The following is a 21758-nucleotide window of genomic DNA, read 5'->3' on the forward strand; positions in this document are numbered from 1 at the left end:
TTCAGCAAGGGGTGTGCCAGGTACGGCGGAAAAAACAAGCCCCGCCACAAGGGCGGGGCTCAGAGGAAGGGAGCGCACCTCTGGAGGGTTCCATCAAGGGCACCTGAGCACGGATATCGGCAGGGCCTGCTGACACCTTAGACACGCCGGCGACAGGCGCAACGGTCAATAAGTATTAGCCCCATCGTGAGTAGTGGTTCAGGTCGCTCTATTTCGGCCGCCACAAAAGAAAAGCCCCGCACGGGGCGGGGCTTTTCATCACGCTAGGAGTCTCAGACCTGAACTGCCGGGATCTTCGCGTTGGCTGCAGCTTCGCGGAACTCGGCGATCTGGTCGAAGCTCAGGTAGCGGTAGATATCGGCAGACATGCTGTCGATGTCCTTCGCGTAGGCCATGTACTCCTCGACGGTCGGCAGCTTGCCGATGATCGAAGCGACGGCGGCCAGCTCGGCGGATGCCAGGAACACGTCGGTGGCGTCGCCCAGACGGTTCGGGAAGTTACGGGTCGAAGTGGAGACCACGGTCGAACCGGTCTGTACGCGAGCCTGGTTACCCATGCACAGCGAGCAGCCCGGCATTTCCATGCGCGCGCCAGCCTTGCCGTAGATGCCGTAGTAGCCTTCCTCGGTCAGCTGGTGGGCGTCCATCTTGGTCGGCGGAGCCAGCCACAGACGGGTCGGAATGCCACCCTTGACCTTGTCCAGCAGTTTGCCGGCAGCGCGGAAGTGACCGATGTTGGTCATGCAGGAACCGATGAAGACTTCATCGATCTTGCGGCCTTCGACGCTGGACAGCAGGCGAGCGTCGTCCGGGTCGTTCGGAGCGCAGAGTACCGGCTCCTTGACGTCGGCCAGGTCGATCTCGATGACCGCGGCGTACTCGGCGTCCTTGTCGGCTTCCAGCAGTTGCGGGTTGGCCAGCCAGGCTTCCATCGCTTGCGCGCGGCGCTCCAGGGTGCGGGCATCGCCGTAGCCTTCGCCGATCATCCAGCGCAGCAGGGTGATGTTGGACTTCAGATACTCGGCGATGGCCTCTTCCGGCAGCTTGATGGTGCAACCGGCAGCCGAACGCTCGGCGGAGGCGTCGGACAGCTCGAAGGCTTGCTCGACGGTCAGGTCGTTCAGACCTTCGATCTCGAGGATGCGGCCGGAGAAGATGTTCTTCTTGCCTTTCTTCTCGACGGTCAGCAGGCCAGCCTGGATCGCGTAGTAGGGGATGGCATGGACCAGGTCACGCAGGGTGATGCCCGGCTGCAGCTTGCCCTTGAAGCGCACCAGAACCGACTCGGGCATGTCCAGCGGCATGACGCCGGTGGCAGCGGCGAAGGCGACCAGGCCGGAACCGGCCGGGAAGCTGATGCCGATCGGGAAGCGGGTGTGCGAGTCGCCGCCGGTGCCGACGGTGTCAGGCAGCAGCATGCGGTTCAGCCAGCTATGGATGATGCCGTCGCCCGGACGCAGGGAGACACCACCGCGGGTCATGATGAAGTCCGGCAGGGTGTGGTGGGTCTTGACGTCGATCGGCTTCGGATAAGCGGCGGTGTGGCAGAAGGACTGCATCACCAGGTCGGCGGAGAAGCCCAGGCAAGCCAGGTCTTTCAGCTCGTCGCGGGTCATCGGGCCGGTGGTGTCCTGGGAACCGACGGTGGTCATCTTCGGTTCGCAGTAGGTGCCCGGGCGTACGCCCTGGCCTTCGGCCAGACCGCAGGCGCGGCCAACCATCTTCTGGGCGAGGGTAAAGCCCTTGCCGCTGTCGGCCGGCGCTTCCGGCTTCTTGAACAGGTCGGACGGAGCCAGACCCAGCTCGGCGCGGGCCTTCTCGGTCAGGCCACGGCCAACGATCAACGGGATACGGCCGCCGGCGCGGACTTCGTCCAGCAGAACCGGGGTCTTCAGCTCGAAGGTAGTGACCACTTCGCCGCTGTCATGACGCACGACCTTGCCTTCGTACGGGTACACGTCGATGACGTCGCCCATGGCCAGGTTGGTGCAGTCGAATTCGATCGGCAGGGCGCCGGCGTCTTCCATGGTGTTGTAGAAGATCGGGGCGATCTTGGTACCGAAGCAGAAGCCGCCAGCACGCTTGTTCGGAACGTAGGGGATGTCGTCGCCGAAGAACCACAGCACCGAGTTGGTGGCGGACTTACGGGACGAACCGGTGCCGACCACGTCACCGACGTAGGCAACCGGGAAACCCTTGGCCTTGACGGCTTCGATCTGCTTCAGCGGACCGACGGAGCCCGGCTGGACCGGTTCGATGCCGTCGCGAGCCATCTTCAGCATGGCCAGGGCGTGCAGCGGGATGTCGGGGCGCGACCAGGCGTCCGGAGCGGGGGACAGGTCGTCGGTGTTGGTTTCGCCGGGGACCTTGAACACGGTCAGGGTCAGCTTCTCGGCGACGGCCGGCTTGGCCTTGAACCACTCGCCTTCGGCCCAGGATTGCAGCACGGCCTTGGCGGCGGCGTTGCCTTTCTTGGCGCGCTCGGCAACGTCGTGGAAGGCGTCGAACATCAGCAGGGTGTGCTTGAGTTGCTCGGCGGCGACTTCGGCCAGCTCGGCGCTGTCCAGCAGCTCAACCATGGTGGCGATGTTGTAGCCGCCCTGCATGGTGCCCAGCAGCTCAACGGCGCGGGCCTTGGTCAGCAGCGGGGAAGTGGCTTCGCCCTTGGCGATAGCGGAGAGGAAACCGGCCTTGACGTAGGCGGCTTCGTCGACGCCCGGCGGCACGCGGTTGGTGATCAGATCGAGGAGGAATTCTTCTTCGCCGGCCGGCGGGTTCTTCAGGAGTTCGACCAGACCAGCGGTCTGCTCGGCGTTCAGCGGCTGGGGCACGACGCCCTGGGCGGCACGCTCTTCTACGTGTTTGCGGTAGGCTTCAAGCACAGTTTTTCCCTCATCAGTGGTCCCGGAGGACGCGTATCCAGGAGACCCTTCCGATCCATTCGTCAGGCATGGTGGACGGTAATCCACTGACCTACGACGGCACCGGCGATCTCCGGGCAGAAGCTGTTTTCAAAGTTTTACGCCGGTGTGGCCTGGGACGTAGGGGCCTGAACGCTTGAGGGGAGCGCCCAGGCCGCGCGGCTGCCGGAATCTGTGCTTCGTGACGCTTTGAAAACAGCTTCTTTCGGACAATGACGCCAAAAAGGCGAGGGGATTCTAATGCAAAAAGCCGGTGTTGGTAAGCCGATTTGCTACCCCCGCAAGGGTGATATTGCCTAGACAATGGTCGTGTCCGACCACAGGGCAACCCGGTTTGCGAGGAGGCCCCCTCGGACACTAATATGCCGCTTTGCCCGCTACTCCTTCCGTCATGTCTTCTTCGCGCATCAAAACTCCCTGTGTCGGGCTCTGTTCGACGGTTTACGGCGACCTGGTCTGTCGTGGCTGCAAGCGTTTCCACCATGAAGTGGTGCACTGGAACGGCTACAGCGACGAGGAGAAACGCTCGGTGCTGAGCCGCCTGGAGGTTCTGCTGACCCAGGTGATGATGGCCAAGCTGGAAGTCTTCGACCCGCAGCGCCTGCGCGCGCAGCTGGAGCAGAGGCAGATCCGCTTCGTCCCCGAGCAGTCGCCCTACTGCTGGGCCTACCAGCTGATCGCCCGCGGCTCGCGGATGATCAACCAGGTGGAAGCCTATGGCCTGGCGCTGCTGCCGGAATTCCGCGACTGGCCGCTGCCGGAGCTGCGCGATGCCATCGACAAGGAGTTCTTCATCCTCTCCGAGGCGCACTACGAGCGCTATATCGCCCCGCGCTTCCTGGCCGAGGGGATGGAGTCGCGGGTCTGAGGCGAACGATGCCTGCATGAAAAAGCCGCCCGACGGGCGGCTTTTTCATGCTCTATGTAGGAGCGGCTTGTTCGCGAACCATTTCCCGGCAGCTCCGGTGCTGGGCGCTTCGCGAGCAAGCTCGTTCCTACAGGATGTCGCTCCGCATTTGTCCCGTCAGGGTTGGGCTGCCAGCTCTTCCAGGTGGGCGATGATGTCGTCCGGCTTGAGCACCAGGACGTCGCTCTCCAGCGCATCCAGTACCACCTCGGCGGTATTGCCGATCAGCGCGCCGGAGAAGCCGGTGCGCGCCACACTGCCGATCACTGTGACGGCAGCCGTCAGGCTGTGCGCCGCACGCGGGATGAGCACGTCGGCCGGGCCTTCCTCGATATGCAGGTGGTCGTTGTCAACGCCGTACTCGGCCTGGAACGCCCGGCAGGCCTCGCGGTACTTCGCCTCGATGGTTTCGCTGAGCTGGAAGGTCGGGTCGGCGGCCGACAGCATCGGCGAGGGGTGGGCGCTGATCACGTGCAGCTCGCCATGGGCCAGTCCGGCGATGTCATAGGCATGGCTGACGATGCCGGCGTGCAGGGTGCGGTGCTCGGTGTCGCTGTTGCCCACGTCCACCGCCGCAAGGATGTTGCGTCCGGCCCAGGGCTGGTTGGTTTTCACCAGCAACACGGGGGAGGGGCAGTGGCGCAGCAGCTTCCAGTCGTCCGGGGTCAGCAGCGCCTTCTTCAGCGGGTTGTCGGGGGTGTGCTGCTTGATTACCAGGCCGCAGCCTTCGGCCTGCTGCTCGGCGATGATGGTCTGGTGCAGACCGTCCTTCCAGGCCTGCCGGCTGGAGGCGCTGAAGCCTTCTTCGCGCAGCCCCTGGGTGAGCTCTTCGAGCGCGGCAGTGCAGTCGCCGCGCTTCTCGCAGGCCAGCAGATGCAGGTGGGACTGGGTGACGCTGGCGATCAGGCGCGCCCGTTTCAGGGCGAGACCGTCCGGCTGGTCGGGGTCCACGACTACGAGGATGCTACGGATGGCTTGCATGATCGTCTCCCTTCGTGCGCGTTGTTTATGTGGAACAACTGTAGTCGGGATATCGCCGTCATGACGTTGAGGCATATCAAGGGCGGACGCTGGTTCCGCGCGGCTGCATTCGTATAATGCCCCGCATTTATGACACCGGCCAGCCGGTGGAACGCTTCGTTGGAGTTGAGCATGCTGTCTGAAATCAGGGAATTCCTCGGTTGTGCCACGCCGGATGCGTGGGTGGAAGCCGCGCTGCGGGATCAGGCGGTGATGCTGATCGACCACAAGAACAACGAGTTCAAGGCCGCCAGCACGGCCCTGGCCCTGATCGCCAAGTACAGCGCCCACGAGGAACTGGTGAACTTCATGTCGCGCCTGGCCCGCGAGGAGCTGCGCCACCACGAGCAGGTGCTGGCGATCCTGAAGAAGCGCGGTATTCCGCTGCGGCCGATCTCCGCCAGCCGCTATGCCTCCGGCCTGCGCGCCGTGGTGCGCAACCATGAGCCGCACAAGCTGGTGGACACCCTGATCGTCGGTGCTTTCATCGAGTGCCGCAGCTGTGAGCGTTTTGCTGCGCTGGTGGATCACCTGGATGCGGATCTGGCGAAGTTCTACGGCTCGTTGCTCAAGTCCGAGGCGCGGCACTTCCAGGGTTACCTGAGCCTGGCGCGCCGTTACGGCGATGACGCGGACATCGATCGTCGCGTGGTGGAGATTCGCGAGGTGGAAGCGGAGCTGATTCGCTCGCCGGACAGCGAATTCCGCTTCCATAGCGGTGTGCCGAGCGAGCTGGCGGCCTGATTCGCGAGCCGGAATGAAAAAAGCGCCCGGATGGGCGCTTTTTTCGTAGGGCGTACAACCGTTCGCGGTTGTTCGCCCTGCATCAGTCTTTGACCTTCAGGTCCAGCGCCAGATCGCGCGCGGCCTTGGTCGCCAGCACGCCCATCAGCTGGCCGATCTCGTCCTGGCGGCTGCTGGCGCTGGTCGGGCCGCTGGCCATCATCACGCTGGGCACCGGCGCCTGGGCGGCGGCCTCGGCCCATACTTTGTTGATGGCGATCAGTGCGTCGAGTTTGGGCTGCAGCGCGCCGTCCGCCTTGATCACTGCTTCACGGGCGTAGGCATCGGCGTCGGCGGTGATCTTGGTGGCCTGGGCGGTCACGGCGGCCTTGTCGCGCAAGAGTTCAGCGGTCTGTTTCTCGATCTCGGCGCGCTGCTTCTCGCGCTCGGCGTTGATCACCGCCAGTTGCTTGTCGGTTTCCGCCTGGGTGGTGCGCTCGATCTGGTCGCGCAGGGTTTCCTGGCGCTTGGCTTCCACTTCCTTCTCGCCGCGGGCGGTGACCAGCAGCTTCTCTTCCTCTTCCTTCAGACGGTTCTGGCGGGCCACGGCCAACTCGGCCAGGGCCTGCTGTACCTTGACCATGCGCTGCTTGTACTGGGGGTTCGGGTCGACGTTGGTGATGCGCGCTTCCACCACTTCCACACCGAACTTGCGGAACTGCTGCTGCTTGCGCACCGGGATGCCCTTGGCGTCGGTGACCTTCTCGGTAACGAACTGGCTGGCGTTGTTGTCGCCGAAGCTGCCCTGCTCGGTGCCGGCCTGCAGGATGGCGGTCTGGTGGGGCAGGGCGCCGCGCGGGCCGCGGACTTCCTTGCGCTTGATCAGGTACAGGCCGTCGTTGAGCTGGTTCTCGAACTCCGCGGCGAACTCGCTGCGGGCGCCGGCGTAGTAATCGTCGGCGCTCATCAGCGAGGCGGTGGCCTGCAGGGTTTCCTTGATCGCCGGTACCAGCGCGGTGCGGATGAAGTTGTCCGGGTTGCGGTATTCCTGGGCCATCTTCAGGAAGGAGTCGCCGCCGGGCAGACGGAAGCGTGCCGAGGACTCGACCTTGGCGTCGACGTTGCCGAGGAACACGATGGGGAAGGCTTCGATGGTAGCGCCGAGGGCGTCGTTGTCGGGGTTGTTGTCGTTCTCGTCCATGACCAGCACGGACTGCACGCTGATCGCCTTCTTCCAGGTGGTGGCGCGGCCGAACCACTTGGTGGCATAGCCCACGTCGTCGACGATCTTCTCTTCCCCGAAGATGGTGCGCACGTGGGTCATGTAGCCGGCTTCGTTATAGAAGAACACCCCGTTGAACAGGATGAAACCGGCGGCGGCCACCGCCAGCGGCGCGGCGGCATATTTGATGAGGCTTTCCTTGGAGATCAGCATGGTTCTTCCTTGAGTGAGCAAACCGGCAATGCTGCGCAAGGCCGCCGGTGCCGGTCAAGAGGAAACATCTGACAGTGCGGGTAGGTTGGTGTCGGAAGGCCACCATGCTGGTGGCCGGGGCTCTCAGAGCGGGAAGGGCGCCTGCTGCAGTCCCTGGTCGTCGGCTTCCAGGGCCCAGCCCTGGCGGTCCCAGTCGCCGAGGACGATGCGCCGGGCGGGGCGCCCGTCGATCTCCAGTTCGTGTACGGCCGGACGATGGGTATGGCCGTGGATCAGGATACGTACGCCCTTGTCGCGCATGATGCGCTCCACTTCCGCGGGGGTGACGTCGACGATCTCGCTGGCTTTCATGCGCGTCTGAGCGCGGCTTTCCTTGCGCAGCTTGCGCGCCAGCTTGTGGCGGGTGGCCAACGGCAGGTTGCGCAGGATGAACAGCGTGAGCGGATTGCGCAGCCAGCGGCGCAGCTTCATGTAAGCCTCGTCGAGGGTGCACAGAATGTCGCCGTGCATCAGCAGCACCTTTTCGCCGCCCAGGTCGATCAGGCTTGGGTCGCGCAGCAGGGTGCAGCCGGCCTCGCGGCAGAACGCCTTGCCGATCAGGAAGTCGCGATTACCGTGCATCAGGTAGATGCGTGTGCCGCTGTCGGACAGTTCACGCAGGGCGCGGGCGATGGAGTGCTGGAACTCGTCCATGCCGTCGTCGCCGATCCAGGCTTCGAAGAAGTCGCCGAGGATGTACAGAGCTTTGGCCGTGCGGGCGCGGGTAGACAGGAAATGCAAGAACGCCCGGGTAATGTCCGGGCGTTCCGCTTCGAGATGCAGGTCCGAGATGAACAGGACGCTCATCGACTCACTCGCCGAGGATTTCGGCTTTCTCGATGATCACGTCGTCGGCCGGCACGTCCTGGTGGCCAGAGCGCATGGTGGTGGCCACGCCCTTGATCTTGTTGACCACGTCCATGCCGTCCTTCACCTGGCCGAACACGCAGTAGCCCCAGCCCTGAACGGTCGGCGCGCTGTGGTTGAGGAAGTCGTTGTCGGCGACGTTGATGAAGAACTGCGCGCTGGCAGAGTGCGGCTCCATGGTGCGGGCCATGGCGACGGTGCCGACCTTGTTGCCGACGCCGTTGTTGGCTTCGTTCTTGATCGGCTTGTTGGTGCTCTTCTGCTTCATGCCCGGCTCGAAACCGCCGCCCTGGATCATGAAGTTGTTGATCACGCGGTGGAATACGGTGTTGTCGTAATGGCCGGCCTTCACGTACTCCTTGAAGTTGGCCACGGTTTCCGGCGCCTTGTCGTCGAAGAGTTCGAGGGTGATATCGCCGAAGTTGGTCTGCAGTTTGACGGTGGTAGTCATCAGGGAATTCCGCTGGTTGGAAAAATCGAAGGCCTGTCAGGGGGTTGACAGCTTCGGCTATGATAAGCGCTTTGGTTTGGCTGGCCTACCCTGGCCGAACACCAGCATGATCAAGGACACCATGAGCAAGCCTACCGCCGATACGAAAGAAGCCACTGTTGCCGCCAACTTCCTGCGCCCGATCGTTGCGGCCGATCTGGAAAGTGGCAAGCACCAGAAGATCGTCACCCGCTTCCCGCCGGAGCCCAACGGCTACCTGCACATCGGCCACGCCAAGTCCATCTGTCTGAACTTCGGCCTGGCCAAGGAGTTCGGCGGTGACTGCCACCTGCGCTTCGACGACACCAACCCGGCGAAGGAAGACCAGGAATACATCGACGCCATTGAAGCCGATGTGAAATGGCTTGGCTTCGACTGGGTCGGCCCGGTGCGCTATGCGTCCAACTACTTCGACCAACTGCACGCCTGGGCGGTAGAGCTGATCAAGGCCGGCAAGGCTTTCGTCTGCGACCTCAATGCCGAGGAAATGCGCGCCTACCGTGGCTCCCTGACTGAGCCGGGTAAGAACAGCCCGTTCCGTGATCGTTCGGTGGAAGAGAACCTGGACCTGTTCGCCCGCATGAAGGCCGGCGAATTCCCGGACGGCGCACGTTCGCTGCGTGCGAAGATCGACATGGCCTCGCCGAACATCAACCTGCGCGACCCGATCCTCTACCGCATCCGCCACGCCCATCACCACCAGACCGGCGACAAGTGGTGCATCTACCCCAGCTACGACTTCACCCACGGTCAGTCGGACGCCATCGAGGGCATCACCCACTCCATCTGCACCCTGGAGTTCGAGGATCACCGCCCGCTGTACGAGTGGTTCCTGGCCAACCTGCCGGTCCCGGCCCAGCCGCGCCAGTATGAATTCGCGCGCCTGAACCTGAACTACACCATCACCAGCAAGCGCAAGCTCAAGCAACTGGTGGACGAGAAGCACGTCGACGGCTGGGATGACCCGCGCATGTCGACCCTCTCCGGCTATCGCCGCCGCGGTTATACCCCGGCCTCGATCCGCACCTTCTGCGACATGATCGGCGTAAACCGCGCTGGCGGCGTGGTGGACATCGGCATGCTGGAATTCGCCATCCGTGACGACCTGGATGCCAACGCCGGCCGCGCCATGTGCGTGCTCAAGCCGCTGAAGGTGGTGATCACCAACTACCCGGAAGGCCAGGTCGAGAGCCTCGAGCTGCCGTGCCATCCGAAGCAGGACATGGGCATGCGCGTGCTGCCGTTCAGCCGCGAGATCTACATCGACGCCAGCGACTTCGAAGAAGTCCCGCCGGCCGGCTACAAGCGCCTGATTCCGGGCGGCGAAGTGCGTCTGCGCGGCAGCTACGTGATCCGCGCCGACGAGGCCATCAAGGATGCCGACGGCAACATCGTCGAACTGCGCTGCAGCTATGACGAGAACACCCTGGGCAAGAACCCCGAAGGCCGCAAGGTCAAGGGCGTGATCCACTGGGTGCCGGCCGCCGAGAGCATCGAGTGCGAAGTGCGCCTGTACGACCGCCTGTTCCGCTCCGCCAACCCGGAGAAGTCGGAAGAGGGCGGCAGCTTCCTCGACAACATCAACCCGGACTCCCTGGTGGTGCTCAAGGGTTGCCGCGCCGAGCCGTCGCTGGCTGGAGCCACCCCGCACGATCGCTTCCAGTTCGAGCGCGAGGGTTACTTCTGCGCCGACTCGAAGGATTCCAAGCACGGCGCCCTGGTGTTCAACCGCACCGTGACCCTGCGCGATTCCTGGGGGCAGTGAGGCATGGCTGACTTGCAGATCTACAGCACGCTGTCCAAGACCAAGGACGCCTTCAAGCCGCTGGTGGGTAACCAGGTGCGCATGTACGTGTGCGGCATGACCGTCTACGACTTCTGCCACATCGGCCATGCCCGTGTGATGGTGGCGTTCGACGTGATCGCTCGCTGGTTGCGCCATCGCGGCTATGACCTGACCTACGTGCGCAACATCACCGACATCGACGACAAGATCATCCGTCGCGCCCAGGAGAACGGCGAATCGTTCGAAGACCTGACCGCCCGAATGATCGCCGCGATGCACGAGGACGAGGCGCGCCTGTCGGTCCTGCGTCCGGACATCGAGCCGCGCGCTACCGGCCACATCGCCGGCATGCACGAGATGATCCAGACCCTGATCGACAAGGGCTACGCCTACGCGCCGGGCAATGGCGACGTCTACTACCGGGTTGGCAAGTTCGCCGGCTACGGCAAGCTGTCGCGCAAGAAGATCGAAGACCTGCGCATCGGTGCGCGGATCGAGGTCGACGAATCCAAGGAAGACCCGCTGGACTTCGTGCTCTGGAAAGGCGCCAAGCCCGGCGAGCCGAGCTGGGAGTCGCCTTGGGGCGCCGGTCGTCCGGGCTGGCACATCGAGTGCTCGGTGATGTCCACCTGCTGCCTGGGCGAGACTTTCGACATCCATGGCGGCGGCCCGGACCTGGTGTTCCCGCACCACGAAAACGAGATCGCCCAGAGCGAGGCGGCCACCGGCAAGCTCTACGCGGCCAGCTGGATGCACGCCGGCGCGGTACGTGTGGATGGCGAGAAAATGTCCAAGTCCCTGGGCAACTTCTTCACCATTCGCGAAGTGCTGGAGAAGTACCATCCGGAAGTCGTGCGCTTCCTGCTGGTTTCCAGTCACTACCGCAGTCCGATCAACTATTCCGAAGACAATCTGAAGGAAGCCAAGGGCGCGCTGGAACGCTTCTACACCGCGCTGCGCGGCCTGCCGCAGGTGGCTGCCGTGGGAGGCGAGGCCTTCGTCGAGCGTTTCGCCGCGGCGATGGACGATGACTTCGGTACGCCGGAAGCGGTTGCCGTGCTGTTCGAGATGGCTCGCGAGATCAACCGTCTGCGTGATAGCGAGCCGGCAGCGGCGGCTGGTCTGGCGGCCCGTCTGCGCGAGCTGGCCGGCCTGCTGGGCGTGCTGCAGCTGGATGCGGACGAGTTCCTCCAGGCTGGCGCGGCGGGCAAGGTCGACGCTGCGCAGGTCGAGGCGCTGATCCAGGCGCGCCTGGATGCCCGCGCGGCGAAGAACTGGGCCGAGTCCGACCGCATCCGCGACGAGCTGACCGCTCTGGGTGTGGTGCTGGAGGACGGCAAGGGCGGCACTACCTGGCGCCTCGCCGAGTAATCGCTCCTTCGGAAATGAAAAAGGCCGCTGATCAGCGGCCTTTTTCTCGTGCGCGACGAACTCAGGTGTGCAGGTGTTCGGCAGCGTACAGGGTGTTTTCCAGCAGGCAGGCGCGGGTCATCGGGCCGACGCCGCCCGGAACCGGGGTGATCCAGCTGGCGCGCTCGGCGGCCAAGTCATATTCCACGTCGCCCACCAGCTTGCCGTCAGCCTGGCGGTTGATGCCCACGTCGATGACGATGGCGCCTTCCTTGATCCACTCGCCCTTGACCAGGCCCGGCTTGCCGGCGGCCACGACCACCAGGTCGGCACGGCGCACGTGGTCGGCCAGGTCGCGGGTGAAGCGGTGGGTCACGGTGACGGTGCAGCCGCCCAGCAGCAGTTCCAGCGCCATGGGGCGACCGACGATGTTGGAAGCGCCCACTACGACTGCATCCATGCCGTACAGGTCGACGCCGGTGCTTTCCAGCAGGGTCATGATGCCCTTCGGGGTGCAGGGGCGCAGCAGCGGGATGCGCTGGGCCAGGCGGCCGATGTTGAAGGGGTGGAAACCGTCCACGTCCTTGTCCGGGCTGATGCGCTCCAGCAGCTGGGAGGCATCGAGGTGGGCGGGGAGGGGGAGCTGGACCAGAATGCCGTCGATGGCCGGATCGGCGTTCAGGCGGTCGATCAGGGCCAGCAGCTCTTGCTGGGTGGTGCTGGCGGGGAGGTCGTACGCCTGAGAGAGGAAGCCTACCTCTTCACAGTCCTTGCGCTTGTGCGCGACATAGACCTGAGAGGCGGGGTCGCTGCCGACCAGGATCACAGCCAGGCCGGGGATGCGCAGTCCTTGCTGGCGGCGTTCATTGACGCGTTGGGCAATCTGCTGGCGGAGGCTGGCGGCGATCGCTTTGCCGTCGATCAGTTTTGCAGTCATGTCGGGGGGATAACCATTAAGGCGGGTGAAAAGATGGCGCGCATTTTCGCACGCTGCCTTCATAAGGCAAAGGCAGGCACCCTCGATTTGCCGTAACTCCTTTATCTCTTTGAATTTTTTTTAAAAAAGTTGTTGACGAGGTATGGGCGCATCGATAACATGCGCCCCGCTTGCCGAGCACAGCCCGAAGCGAAAGCAGAAGGTAGTGCAAACCGGTTCAGTGGTTTCCACTGATCTGCTAAGCAAGGGTTGCAGCCACTAAAGCGCCCGTAGCTCAGCTGGATAGAGCATCCGCCTTCTAAGCGGATGGTCGCAGGTTCGAGTCCTGCCGGGTGCGCCATGTGGCGTTCGGTACAAGCATGTAATATGGTGGGCGTAGCTCAGTTGGTAGAGCACAGGATTGTGGCTCCTGGTGTCGTGGGTTCGATTCCCATCGTCCACCCCATATTCCGAAGCGCCAGGCCTAAAGCCTGGCGTTTTCGTTTCTGCGGTTCCCTGCGGACGTGGTGAAATTGGTAGACACGCTGGATTTAGGTTCCAGTGGCGCAAGCTGTGAGAGTTCGAGTCTCTCCGTCCGCACCATCTTCTCTCCATTAGCTCTCGCATCCGTGAATTCCCGCAGCTTCCGGTCTTGGTGACTTCTGCATTTCTAGCTACTAGAATGCTTGCCCTTGATTCTGGGAGCCGGGAGGACCGGCTTACGTCTGTGCCACGAGGAATATCCATGCAAGTTTCCGTTGAAAGCACCTCCGCTCTTGAGCGCCGCATGACCGTTGGCGTGCCGGCCGAGCGCATCGAGACCGAAGTCAACAAGCGTCTGCAGCAGACCGCTCGTCGCGCCAAGGTTCCCGGCTTCCGTCCCGGCAAGGTGCCGATGAGCGTCATCCGTCAGCGCTACGAAGCCTCCGCTCGTCAGGAAGCTCTCGGTGACCTGATCCAGGAAACCTTCTACGAAGCCGTGGTCGAGCAGAAGCTGAACCCGGCCGGTGCTCCGTCCGTCGAGCCGAAAGTGTTCGAAAAGGAGAAGGGCCTCGAGTACGTGGCTACTTTCGAAGTCTTCCCCGAGTTCCAGGTTGCCGGTTTCGACGGCATCAAGGTTGAGCGCCTGCAGGCCGAGGTGGCCGACGCCGACCTCGACAACATGCTGGACATCCTGCGCAAGCAGAACACCCGTTTCGAGGCCGTTGACCGCGCCGCTCAGAACGATGACCAGGTGAACATCGACTTCGTCGGCAAGATCGGCGGCGAAGCCTTCGCTGGCGGCTCCGCCAAGGGCACCCTGCTGGTGCTGGGCTCCGGCCGCATGATCCCGGGCTTCGAAGAAGGCCTGGTCGGCGCCAAGGCCGGTGAAGAGCGTGTTCTGAACGTGACCTTCCCTGAGGACTACCAGAACCTGGACCTGGCTGGCAAAGCCGCCGAGTTCGCCGTTACCGTCAACAGCGTCGCCGAGCCGAAGCTGCCGGAACTGAACGAAGAGTTCTTCGCTCTGTTCGGCGTGAAGGAAAGCACTCTGGAAGGTTTCCGCACCGAAGTTCGCAAGAACATGGAGCGTGAACTGCGTCAGGCCATCAAATCCAAGGTGAAGAACCAGGTGATGGAAGGTCTGGTCGAGACCAACCCGATCGAAGTTCCGAAGGCCCTGATCGGCAACGAAGTCAACCGTCTGCGCGTGCAGGCTGTCCAGCAGTTCGGTGGCAACATCAAGCCTGACCAACTGCCGGCCGAACTGTTCGAAGAGCAGGCCAAGCGCCGCGTTGTGCTGGGTCTGATCGTCGCCGAGCTGGTCAAGCAGCACGAACTGAAGGCTGACGAAGCCCGCGTTCGCGAAATGATCGAAGAGATGGCTTCCGCTTACCAGGAGCCGGAACAAGTTGTTGCCTGGTATTACAAAAATGACCAGCAACTTAACGAAGTTCGCTCGGTTGTACTGGAAGAACAAGTTGTAGATACTGTCCTGCAGAAGGCCAATGTGACCGACAAGCAGGTATCCTACGAAGACGCGGTCAAGCCTGCTGAAGCTCCGCAAGCGGCCTGATCCATCGCTTCGTTCGATTGTCACAAGCCAGCCTTCGGGCTGGCTTGTGCGTCTATAGAGACATGACTTTTTATTAGGGAGTGATCGTCGGACATGCATAATCCTTATATGCCGCAAGTTCCGAACATCCAGGCTGCTGGTGGTCTGGTGCCGATGGTGGTGGAGCAATCCGCCCGCGGTGAGCGTTCCTACGACATCTATTCGCGCCTGTTGAAGGAGCGGATCATCTTCCTGGTCGGCCAGGTCGAGGACTACATGGCCAACCTGGTGGTTGCCCAGCTGCTGTTCCTCGAGGCCGAGAACCCGGACAAGGACATCCACCTCTACATCAACTCCCCGGGCGGCTCCGTGACTGCTGGCATGTCGATCTACGACACCATGCAGTTCATCAAGCCCGACGTGTCCACCATCTGCGTGGGTCAGGCGTGCAGCATGGGCGCCCTGCTGCTGGCCGGCGGCGCCGCTGGCAAGCGCTACTGCCTGCCGCATTCGCGCATGATGATCCACCAGCCTCTGGGCGGCTTCCAGGGCCAAGCCTCGGACATCGAGATCCACGCCAAGGAAATCCTCTTCATCAAGGAGCGCCTGAACCAGGTGCTGGCGCACCACACTGGCCAGCCGCTGGACGTCATCGCCCGTGACACCGATCGCGACCGCTTCATGAGCGGCGAAGAGGCGGTCAGCTATGGCCTGATCGACCAGGTCTTCACTCAGCGTCCTTCCGCCAGCTGAGTTTCTCCGCAATACCGCGGCCGGTAATCCGGCCGCTTCGCGGGCTTGAAAATGCCTGCGAATGCCTTCATCTTGTCCTTCACGTATATCCCCGATTGGAACGATCGAATGACTGACACCCGCAACGGCGAGGACAACGGCAAGCTGCTGTATTGCTCCTTCTGCGGCAAGAGCCAGCACGAAGTGCGCAAGTTGATTGCCGGCCCCTCGGTCTTTATCTGCGACGAGTGCGTCGACCTGTGCAATGACATCATCCGCGAGGAGGTGCAGGAGGCACAGGCAGAGAGCAGTGCGCACAAGCTTCCGGCGCCGAAAGAGATCCGCACCATCCTCGATCAGTACGTGATCGGCCAGGAACGTGCGAAGAAAGTGCTGGCGGTAGCGGTCTACAACCACTACAAGCGTCTGAATCAGCGTGAGCGCAAGGACGACGTCGAGCTGGGCAAGAGCAACATCCTGCTGATCGGGCCGACCGGCTCGGGCAAGACGCTGCTGGCCGAGACCCTGGCGCGCCTGCTCAATGTTCCGTTCACCATCGCCGATGCGACCACCCTCACCGAGGCGGGTTACGTGGGCGAGGATGTCGAGAACATCATCCAGAAGCTGCTGCAGAAGTGCGATTACGATGTCGAGAAGGCCCAGATGGGTATCGTCTACATCGACGAAATCGATAAGATCTCGCGCAAATCGGACAACCCCTCGATCACCCGTGACGTTTCCGGCGAAGGCGTACAGCAGGCCCTGCTGAAGCTGATCGAAGGCACCGTGGCCTCCGTGCCGCCCCAGGGTGGCCGCAAGCACCCGCAGCAGGAGTTCCTGCAGGTCGACACCCGCAACATCCTGTTCATCTGCGGTGGCGCGTTCGCTGGCCTGGAAAAGGTCATCCAGAACCGTTCCACCAAGGGCGGCATCGGCTTCAACGCCGAAGTTCGCAGTCAGGAAGCAGGCAAGAAGGTGGGTGAGGCGCTGCGTGAGGTCGAGCCGGAAGATCTGGTGAAGTTCGGTCTTATTCCGGAATTCGTCGGTCGTCTGCCGATCATCGCGACTCTCGACGAGCTCGACGAGGCTGCACTGATGCAGATTCTGACCGAGCCGAAGAATGCGCTGACCAAGCAGTACGCCAAGCTCTTCGAAATGGAAGGCGTGGACCTCGAGTTCCGTCCGGACGCGCTCAAGGCCGTGGCCCGCAAGGCGCTGGACCGCAAGACTGGAGCCCGTGGCCTGCGTTCGATCCTCGAAGGCATCCTGCTGGATACCATGTACGAGATCCCCTCGCAGACCGAGGTCAGCAAGGTGGTTATCGATGAAAGCGTCATCGATGGCTCCTCCCAACCGCTGCTGATCTACGAGAACAGCGAGCAGCCGGCCAAGGCTGCACCTGACGCCTGAAACCAGAAGGGGCCCTAGGGCCCCTTTTTTCTTCCCATCTACCGCGCTTGTTTTTTCCCAGTCCTAACCCCATCTTAGGCCGAAGGGTCCAATCCCATCGTTTTGGCCAAGTGCCGCTGTAGAGCCGAATATCATGAAAACACTCGTCGAGTTGCCCCTGCTCCCCCTGCGTGACGTAGTGGTGTATCCGCACATGGTCATCCCGCTGTTCGTGGGCCGTGAGAAATCCATCGAGGCCCTCGAGGCCGCCATGACCGGCGACAAGCAGATCCTGTTGCTGGCGCAGAAGAACCCGGCCGACGACGACCCGGGTGCAGACGGCCTGTATCGCATGGGTACCGTGGCCACTGTCCTGCAACTGCTGAAGCTGCCCGACGGCACCGTCAAGGTGCTGGTCGAGGGTGAGCAGCGCGGCCAGGTAGAGCGCTTCATCGATGAGGAAGCCTACTGCCGCGCGGAAGTTTCGATCATTGACGAGGCTTCCATTGGCGAGCGCGAGTCCGAAGTCTTCACCCGCAGCCTGCTGAGCCAGTTCGAGCAGTACGTACAACTGGGCAAGAAGGTCCCGGCGGAGGTTCTGTCCTCGCTCAACAGCATCGATGAACCCGGCCGCCTGGTAGATACCATGGCTGCTCACATGGCGCTGAAGATCGAGCAAAAGCAGGAAATCCTCGAGATTACCGAGCTGTCCGCCCGTGTCGAACACGTGCTCGCCATGCTGGATGCCGAAATCGACCTCCTGCAGGTCGAGAAGCGCATCCGCGGCCGCGTGAAGAAGCAGATGGAGCGCAGCCAGCGCGAGTACTACCTGAACGAGCAGATGAAGGCCATCCAGAAGGAGCTGGGTGACATCGACGAAGGCCACAACGAAGTCGAGGAGCTGAAGAAGCGCATCGACGCCGCCGGCCTGACCAAGGAGGCCATGGCCAAGGCCACTGCCGAACTGAACAAGCTCAAGCAGATGTCGCCGATGTCGGCCGAAGCCACCGTCGTGCGCTCCTACATCGACTGGCTGGTGAATGTGCCGTGGAAGGCCGAGAGCAAGGTGCGCCACGACCTGGACAAGGCCGAGGACATCCTCGATGCGGACCACTACGGCCTGGAAGAGGTCAAGGAACGCATTCTCGAGTATCTCGCCGTGCAGAAGCGCGTGAAGAAGCTCAAGGGGCCGGTGCTTTGCCTTGTTGGTCCGCCCGGCGTGGGCAAGACCTCGCTGGCGGAATCCATCGCTCGCGCCACCAACCGCAAGTTCGTGCGCATGGCCCTGGGTGGCGTGCGTGACGAGGCTGAAATCCGCGGTCACCGCCGTACCTATATCGGCTCCATGCCCGGTCGCCTGATCCAGAAGATGACCAAGGTGGGCGTGCGCAACCCGCTGTTCCTGCTCGACGAGATCGACAAGATGGGCAGCGACATGCGCGGTGATCCGGCTTCGGCGCTGCTGGAGGTCCTCGACCCGGAACAGAATCACAACTTCAACGATCACTATCTTGAAGTCGACTACGACCTGTCCGACGTGATGTTCCTTTGCACGGCGAACTCCATGAACATTCCGGCGCCGCTGCTGGACCGCATGGAAGTGATTCGTCTGCCGGGCTACACCGAAGACGAGAAGGTCAACATCGCTTCGAAATATCTTGTGCCAAAACAGACTGCGGCCAATGGTCTCAAGAAGGGCGAGCTGACCTTCGAAGAGGCGGCGATCCGCGACATCATTCGCTACTACACCCGTGAAGCCGGTGTGCGGAGCCTGGAACGCCAGATCGCCAAGGTTTGCCGCAAGGCGGTGAAGGAGGGTATCAAGGCCAAGCGTATCGACGCCAAGGTGACTCCGGAAAACCTGGAAAACTACCTGGGTGTGCGCAAGTTCCGCTATGGTCTGGCTGAGCAGCAGGATCAGATCGGTCAGGTGACCGGCCTGGCCTGGACCCAGGTGGGCGGCGAGCTACTGACCATCGAGTCGGCCATCGTTCCCGGCAAGGGCGCGCTGACCAAGACCGGCTCGCTGGGCGACGTGATGGCCGAATCCATCACTGCCGCGCTGACCGTTGTGCGCAGCCGGGCGAAGAGCCTGGGGATTCCGGCGGACTTCCACGAAAAGCACGATATCCATATTCACGTGCCCGAAGGCGCTACGCCGAAGGATGGTCCGAGCGCCGGTATCGGCATGTGCACCGCGCTGGTCTCTGCCATTACCCAGATTCCGGTACGGGCCGATGTTGCCATGACGGGTGAAATCACCCTGCGGGGTCAGGTGCTGGCCATTGGTGGCCTGAAGGAAAAACTTCTGGCTGCGCACCGGGGTGGAATCAAGACCGTGATCATCCCTGAGGAAAATGTCCGAGATCTTAGGGAAATTCCGGATAATATTAAGGCCGATCTCGTTATTAAACCGGTTAAATGGATTGACGAGGTCCTGCAAATTGCGCTGCAATACGCGCCGGAGCCCTTGCCCGATGCGGCTCCCGAGATGGTTGCAAAGGATGAGAAACGCGAGTCTGATTCCAAGGAGCGAATCAGCACGCATTAGTTGGGGGGCTTTCTTGACACTGTTTTTGAGCCCTTGTTATAAAGCGGCACTTGCTTTGTCAGTTGGCAAACCAGCACCTGCTTTTGCTTACACCTAACACATAGAAACATACTCAACAGAAATAAGGGGACTTAGAGTGAACAAGTCGGAACTGATCGATGCTATCGCCGCATCTGCTGATATCCCGAAAGCTGTTGCCGGTCGCGCTCTGGACGCGGTGATCGAGTCTGTAACTGGCGCCCTGAAGGCTGGTGACTCCGTCGTACTGGTCGGCTTCGGCACCTTCGCCGTGAAAGAGCGTGCTGCTCGCACCGGTCGTAACCCGCAAACCGGCAAGCCGATCAAGATCGCTGCTGCTAAGATCCCGGGCTTCAAGGCCGGTAAAGCCCTCAAGGATGCTGTAAACTAAGCGTCTTTTTGGACTAGACCTGGATCGGCTCAGCTTCGGTTGAGTCGATCACGGAGCGACGACCCTACGGGCTTTGGCTGGTAGGACTCGTCAGGGGTCACGGGCAAATGCCCGCAAGCTCCACCAGTTACGAGAAGGCGCATCCTCGGATGCGCCTTTCTTATATCCGCCTTTTCCACGCCGCGCCGCCATTGACGGCAGGCCGTGGCCGCGTTCGGGGGCCGCATGCTGCAAAACATCAGGGACAATTCTCAGGGTTGGATCACCAAGACCATCCTGGGGGTGATCGTTGTCCTCATGGCTTTGACCGGGTTCGATCAGATCATTCGCGCAACCCACCACGAGAACGTCGCCGCTCAGGTCAATGGTGACGACATCGGTCTGCCTGAGGTGCAGCAGGCCGTGGACATGCAGCGTCGCCAGCTGATGCAGCGTCTGGGCAAGGACTTCGATGCCTCCATGCTCGACGACAAGTTGCTCAAGGACTCCGCACTGAAGTCGCTCATCGAGCGCAAGCTGGTCCTGCAGGCGGCCCAGAAGGACAAGTTCGCCTTCTCGCAGCAGGCGCTGGATCAACTGATCCTGCAGACCCCGGAGTTCCAGGTGGACGGCAAGTTCAACGCTGACCGCTTCGACCAGGTCATTCGCCAGATGGGCTACAGCCGCATGCAGTTCCGCCAGATGTTCGGCGAGGAAATGCTGATCGGCCAACTGCGTGCGGGCATCGCGGGCACCGGCTTCGTCACCGACGACGAGCTGAAGGCCTTCGCCCGCCTGGAGAAGCAAACCCGTGACTTCGCGACCCTGACCCTCAAGGCCGATCCGTCCAAAAGCAAGGTCGAGGACAGCGAGATCAAGGCGTACTACGACGCCCACAGCACCGAGTTCATGACCCCCGAGCAGGTCACCATCGACTACGTCGAGCTGAAGAAGTCCGCTTTCTTCGATCAGGTCTCAGTGAAGAAGGAAGACCTCGATGCCCTGTACCAGAAGGAAATCGCCGGTCTCGCCGAGCAGCGTGACGCCGCGCATATCCTGATCGAGGTGAACGACAAGCAGAACGACCAGCAGGCCAAGGCCAAGATTGACGAGATCAAGGCCCGCCTGGACAAGGGCGAGGACTTTGCCAAGCTGGCGAAAGAGCTGTCCAACGATGTCGGTTCCGCTGCCAATGGTGGCGATCTGGGCTACGCCGGCCGTGGTGTGTATGACCCGGCCTTCGAAGACGCACTGTATGCGTTGAAGAAGGACGAGGTTTCGGCCCCGGTGAAAACCCCCTACGGTTGGCACCTGATCAAGCTGTTGGGCGTCGAGGCGCCGGACGTTCCGAGCTTCGACAGCCTGAAGCCGAAGCTGGAGCAGGAAGTGAAGACCCAGCTCGTCGAGCAGCGCTTCGTCGATGCTACCAAGCAGCTGGAAAGCGCCGCCTACGAGGCGTCCGATCTGTCCCAGCCGGCCCAGGACATGGGGCTGAAGGTACAGACCAGCAAACCGTTCGGTCGCGAAGGCGGCGAGGGCGTGACCGCGAACCGCCAGGTCATCCAGTCGGCGTTCAGCCCCGAGGTAATGGAAGACGGTGCCAACAGCGGCGCCATCGAGCTGGATCCGGATACCGTGGTCGTGCTGCGGGTCAAGGAGCATCACAAGCCTGAGCAGGAAACCCTGGAGCAGGTAAGCACGACCATCCGCACCCGTCTGCAGCAGGAACACGCCGCTGCCGATGCCAAGACTCGCGGTGAAGCGCTGCTTGCCAGTCTGCGCGATGGCAAGACTCCGCTGAACCAGGATCAGGAAGGTCAGAGCTGGAAAGTGGTGGAAGCCGCTTCCCGCAGCCAGGAAGGCGTCGAGCCGGTCGTGCTGCAGAGCGTATTCCGCATGGCGCATCCGGCTTCGGCCGACAAGCCGAGCCTGTCCGGCGTGGCGCTGCCCAATGGCGACTTCGTGCTGGTGCGCCTCTCCGGTGTCAGCGAGCCGGAAGCCAAGATGACCGACGAAGAGAAGGCCATGTATCAGCGCTTCCTCGCGTCGCGCAGTGGCCAGGAAGACTTCGCTGCCTTCCGCCGCCAACTGGAGGCGCAGGCGAAAGTCGAGAAATTCGACAACGCCAAGTGATGATCGACCCGGGCTGCCTTCAGCAGCCTGGTGTCGGAAAAAAAAAGGCCGCAGATGCGGCCTTTTTTCATGGGCG

General features: G+C 62.4%; 16 protein-coding genes and 3 tRNA genes. 13 read left to right on the forward strand and 6 right to left on the reverse strand.

Annotated elements, in window-relative coordinates:
- Nucleotides 1-272: 272 nt before the first annotated feature.
- The gene (acnB, locus tag SD196_RS10855; protein ID WP_370601310.1) at nt 273-2882 is read right to left on the reverse strand and encodes a bifunctional aconitate hydratase 2/2-methylisocitrate dehydratase; all 2610 of its coding nucleotides are present in this window, start codon (nt 2880-2882) and stop codon (nt 273-275) included.
- Nucleotides 2883-3312: 430 nt separating this feature from the next.
- On the opposite strand from acnB, the gene SD196_RS10860 reads away from it, so the two are divergent.
- Nucleotides 3313-3789 (forward strand): DUF1289 domain-containing protein, encoded by a 477-nt coding sequence (locus SD196_RS10860; protein WP_331314132.1) that lies wholly within the window; start codon nt 3313-3315, stop codon nt 3787-3789.
- Nucleotides 3790-3945: 156 nt separating this feature from the next.
- On the opposite strand, the gene SD196_RS10865 is transcribed toward SD196_RS10860, so the two are convergent.
- Complete coding sequence (locus tag SD196_RS10865; RefSeq protein ID WP_331314134.1) at nt 3946-4809, reverse strand: universal stress protein; 864 nt, start codon at nt 4807-4809, stop codon at nt 3946-3948.
- 165 nt (nt 4810-4974) lie between these two features.
- Between SD196_RS10865 and SD196_RS10870 the strand changes: the two genes are divergently transcribed.
- The gene (locus tag SD196_RS10870; protein ID WP_331314136.1) at nt 4975-5592 is read left to right on the forward strand and encodes a tRNA-(ms[2]io[6]A)-hydroxylase; all 618 of its coding nucleotides are present in this window, start codon (nt 4975-4977) and stop codon (nt 5590-5592) included.
- An 82-nt stretch (nt 5593-5674) separates the two neighbouring features.
- On the opposite strand, the gene SD196_RS10875 is transcribed toward SD196_RS10870, so the two are convergent.
- The 3 genes from SD196_RS10875 to SD196_RS10885 form a co-directional block, all read right to left on the reverse strand.
- Entirely contained in the window at nt 5675-7006 is a 1332-nt protein-coding gene (locus tag SD196_RS10875; RefSeq protein ID WP_331314138.1) for an SPFH domain-containing protein, read from the reverse strand.
- 123 nt (nt 7007-7129) lie between these two features.
- Nucleotides 7130-7852, reverse strand: coding sequence for a UDP-2,3-diacylglucosamine diphosphatase (gene lpxH / locus SD196_RS10880; protein WP_416311436.1), 723 nt, complete (start codon nt 7850-7852; stop codon nt 7130-7132).
- 4 nt (nt 7853-7856) lie between these two features.
- Complete coding sequence (locus SD196_RS10885) at nt 7857-8363, reverse strand: peptidylprolyl isomerase (protein WP_331314142.1); 507 nt, start codon at nt 8361-8363, stop codon at nt 7857-7859.
- 121 nt (nt 8364-8484) lie between these two features.
- On the opposite strand from SD196_RS10885, the gene SD196_RS10890 reads away from it, so the two are divergent.
- Together SD196_RS10890 and cysS are read left to right on the forward strand one after the other, a co-directional pair.
- Entirely contained in the window at nt 8485-10167 is a 1683-nt protein-coding gene (locus SD196_RS10890; RefSeq protein WP_331314863.1) for a glutamine--tRNA ligase/YqeY domain fusion protein, read from the forward strand.
- 3 nt (nt 10168-10170) lie between these two features.
- Nucleotides 10171-11559: a cysteine--tRNA ligase gene (gene cysS, locus SD196_RS10895; RefSeq protein ID WP_331314144.1), complete on the forward strand. Its 1389-nt coding sequence runs from the start codon at nt 10171-10173 to the stop codon at nt 11557-11559.
- 61 nt (nt 11560-11620) lie between these two features.
- Here the strand turns inward: cysS and folD are convergent, their stop codons facing one another.
- Nucleotides 11621-12475 (reverse strand): bifunctional methylenetetrahydrofolate dehydrogenase/methenyltetrahydrofolate cyclohydrolase FolD, encoded by an 855-nt coding sequence (gene folD, locus SD196_RS10900; protein WP_416311437.1) that lies wholly within the window; start codon nt 12473-12475, stop codon nt 11621-11623.
- Between the two features lie 263 nt (nt 12476-12738).
- Between folD and SD196_RS10905 the strand changes: the two genes are divergently transcribed.
- From SD196_RS10905 to SD196_RS10945, 9 genes are all read left to right on the forward strand, one after another.
- Nucleotides 12739-12815: transfer RNA gene (locus tag SD196_RS10905), tRNA-Arg, on the forward strand.
- 29 nt (nt 12816-12844) lie between these two features.
- Nucleotides 12845-12920: transfer RNA gene (locus SD196_RS10910), tRNA-His, on the forward strand.
- A 52-nt stretch (nt 12921-12972) separates the two neighbouring features.
- Nucleotides 12973-13057 (forward strand) — tRNA-Leu (locus SD196_RS10915).
- A 142-nt stretch (nt 13058-13199) separates the two neighbouring features.
- Nucleotides 13200-14510 (forward strand): trigger factor, encoded by a 1311-nt coding sequence (gene tig / locus SD196_RS10920; RefSeq protein ID WP_416311438.1) that lies wholly within the window; start codon nt 13200-13202, stop codon nt 14508-14510.
- A gap of 93 nt (nt 14511-14603) precedes the next feature.
- A complete protein-coding gene (clpP, locus tag SD196_RS10925; protein ID WP_041711910.1) occupies nt 14604-15242 on the forward strand; it encodes an ATP-dependent Clp endopeptidase proteolytic subunit ClpP in 639 nt (212 codons plus the stop codon).
- Between the two features lie 108 nt (nt 15243-15350).
- Nucleotides 15351-16631, forward strand: a complete 1281-nt coding sequence (gene clpX, locus SD196_RS10930) for an ATP-dependent Clp protease ATP-binding subunit ClpX (RefSeq protein ID WP_207888318.1) — start codon at nt 15351-15353, stop codon at nt 16629-16631.
- A 133-nt stretch (nt 16632-16764) separates the two neighbouring features.
- Complete coding sequence (gene lon, locus SD196_RS10935; protein ID WP_416311439.1) at nt 16765-19161, forward strand: endopeptidase La; 2397 nt, start codon at nt 16765-16767, stop codon at nt 19159-19161.
- A gap of 136 nt (nt 19162-19297) precedes the next feature.
- Nucleotides 19298-19570, forward strand: a complete 273-nt coding sequence (hupB, locus tag SD196_RS10940) for a nucleoid-associated protein HU-beta (RefSeq protein WP_003087931.1) — start codon at nt 19298-19300, stop codon at nt 19568-19570.
- A gap of 225 nt (nt 19571-19795) precedes the next feature.
- Nucleotides 19796-21682, forward strand: a complete 1887-nt coding sequence (locus SD196_RS10945) for a SurA N-terminal domain-containing protein (protein WP_331314154.1) — start codon at nt 19796-19798, stop codon at nt 21680-21682.
- Nucleotides 21683-21758: the final 76 nt, after the last annotated feature.

Origin of the sequence: Pseudomonas macauensis, assembly GCF_047902425.1 — a bacterium.
In the GTDB taxonomy this organism is placed as follows: domain Bacteria; phylum Pseudomonadota; class Gammaproteobacteria; order Pseudomonadales; family Pseudomonadaceae; genus Pseudomonas.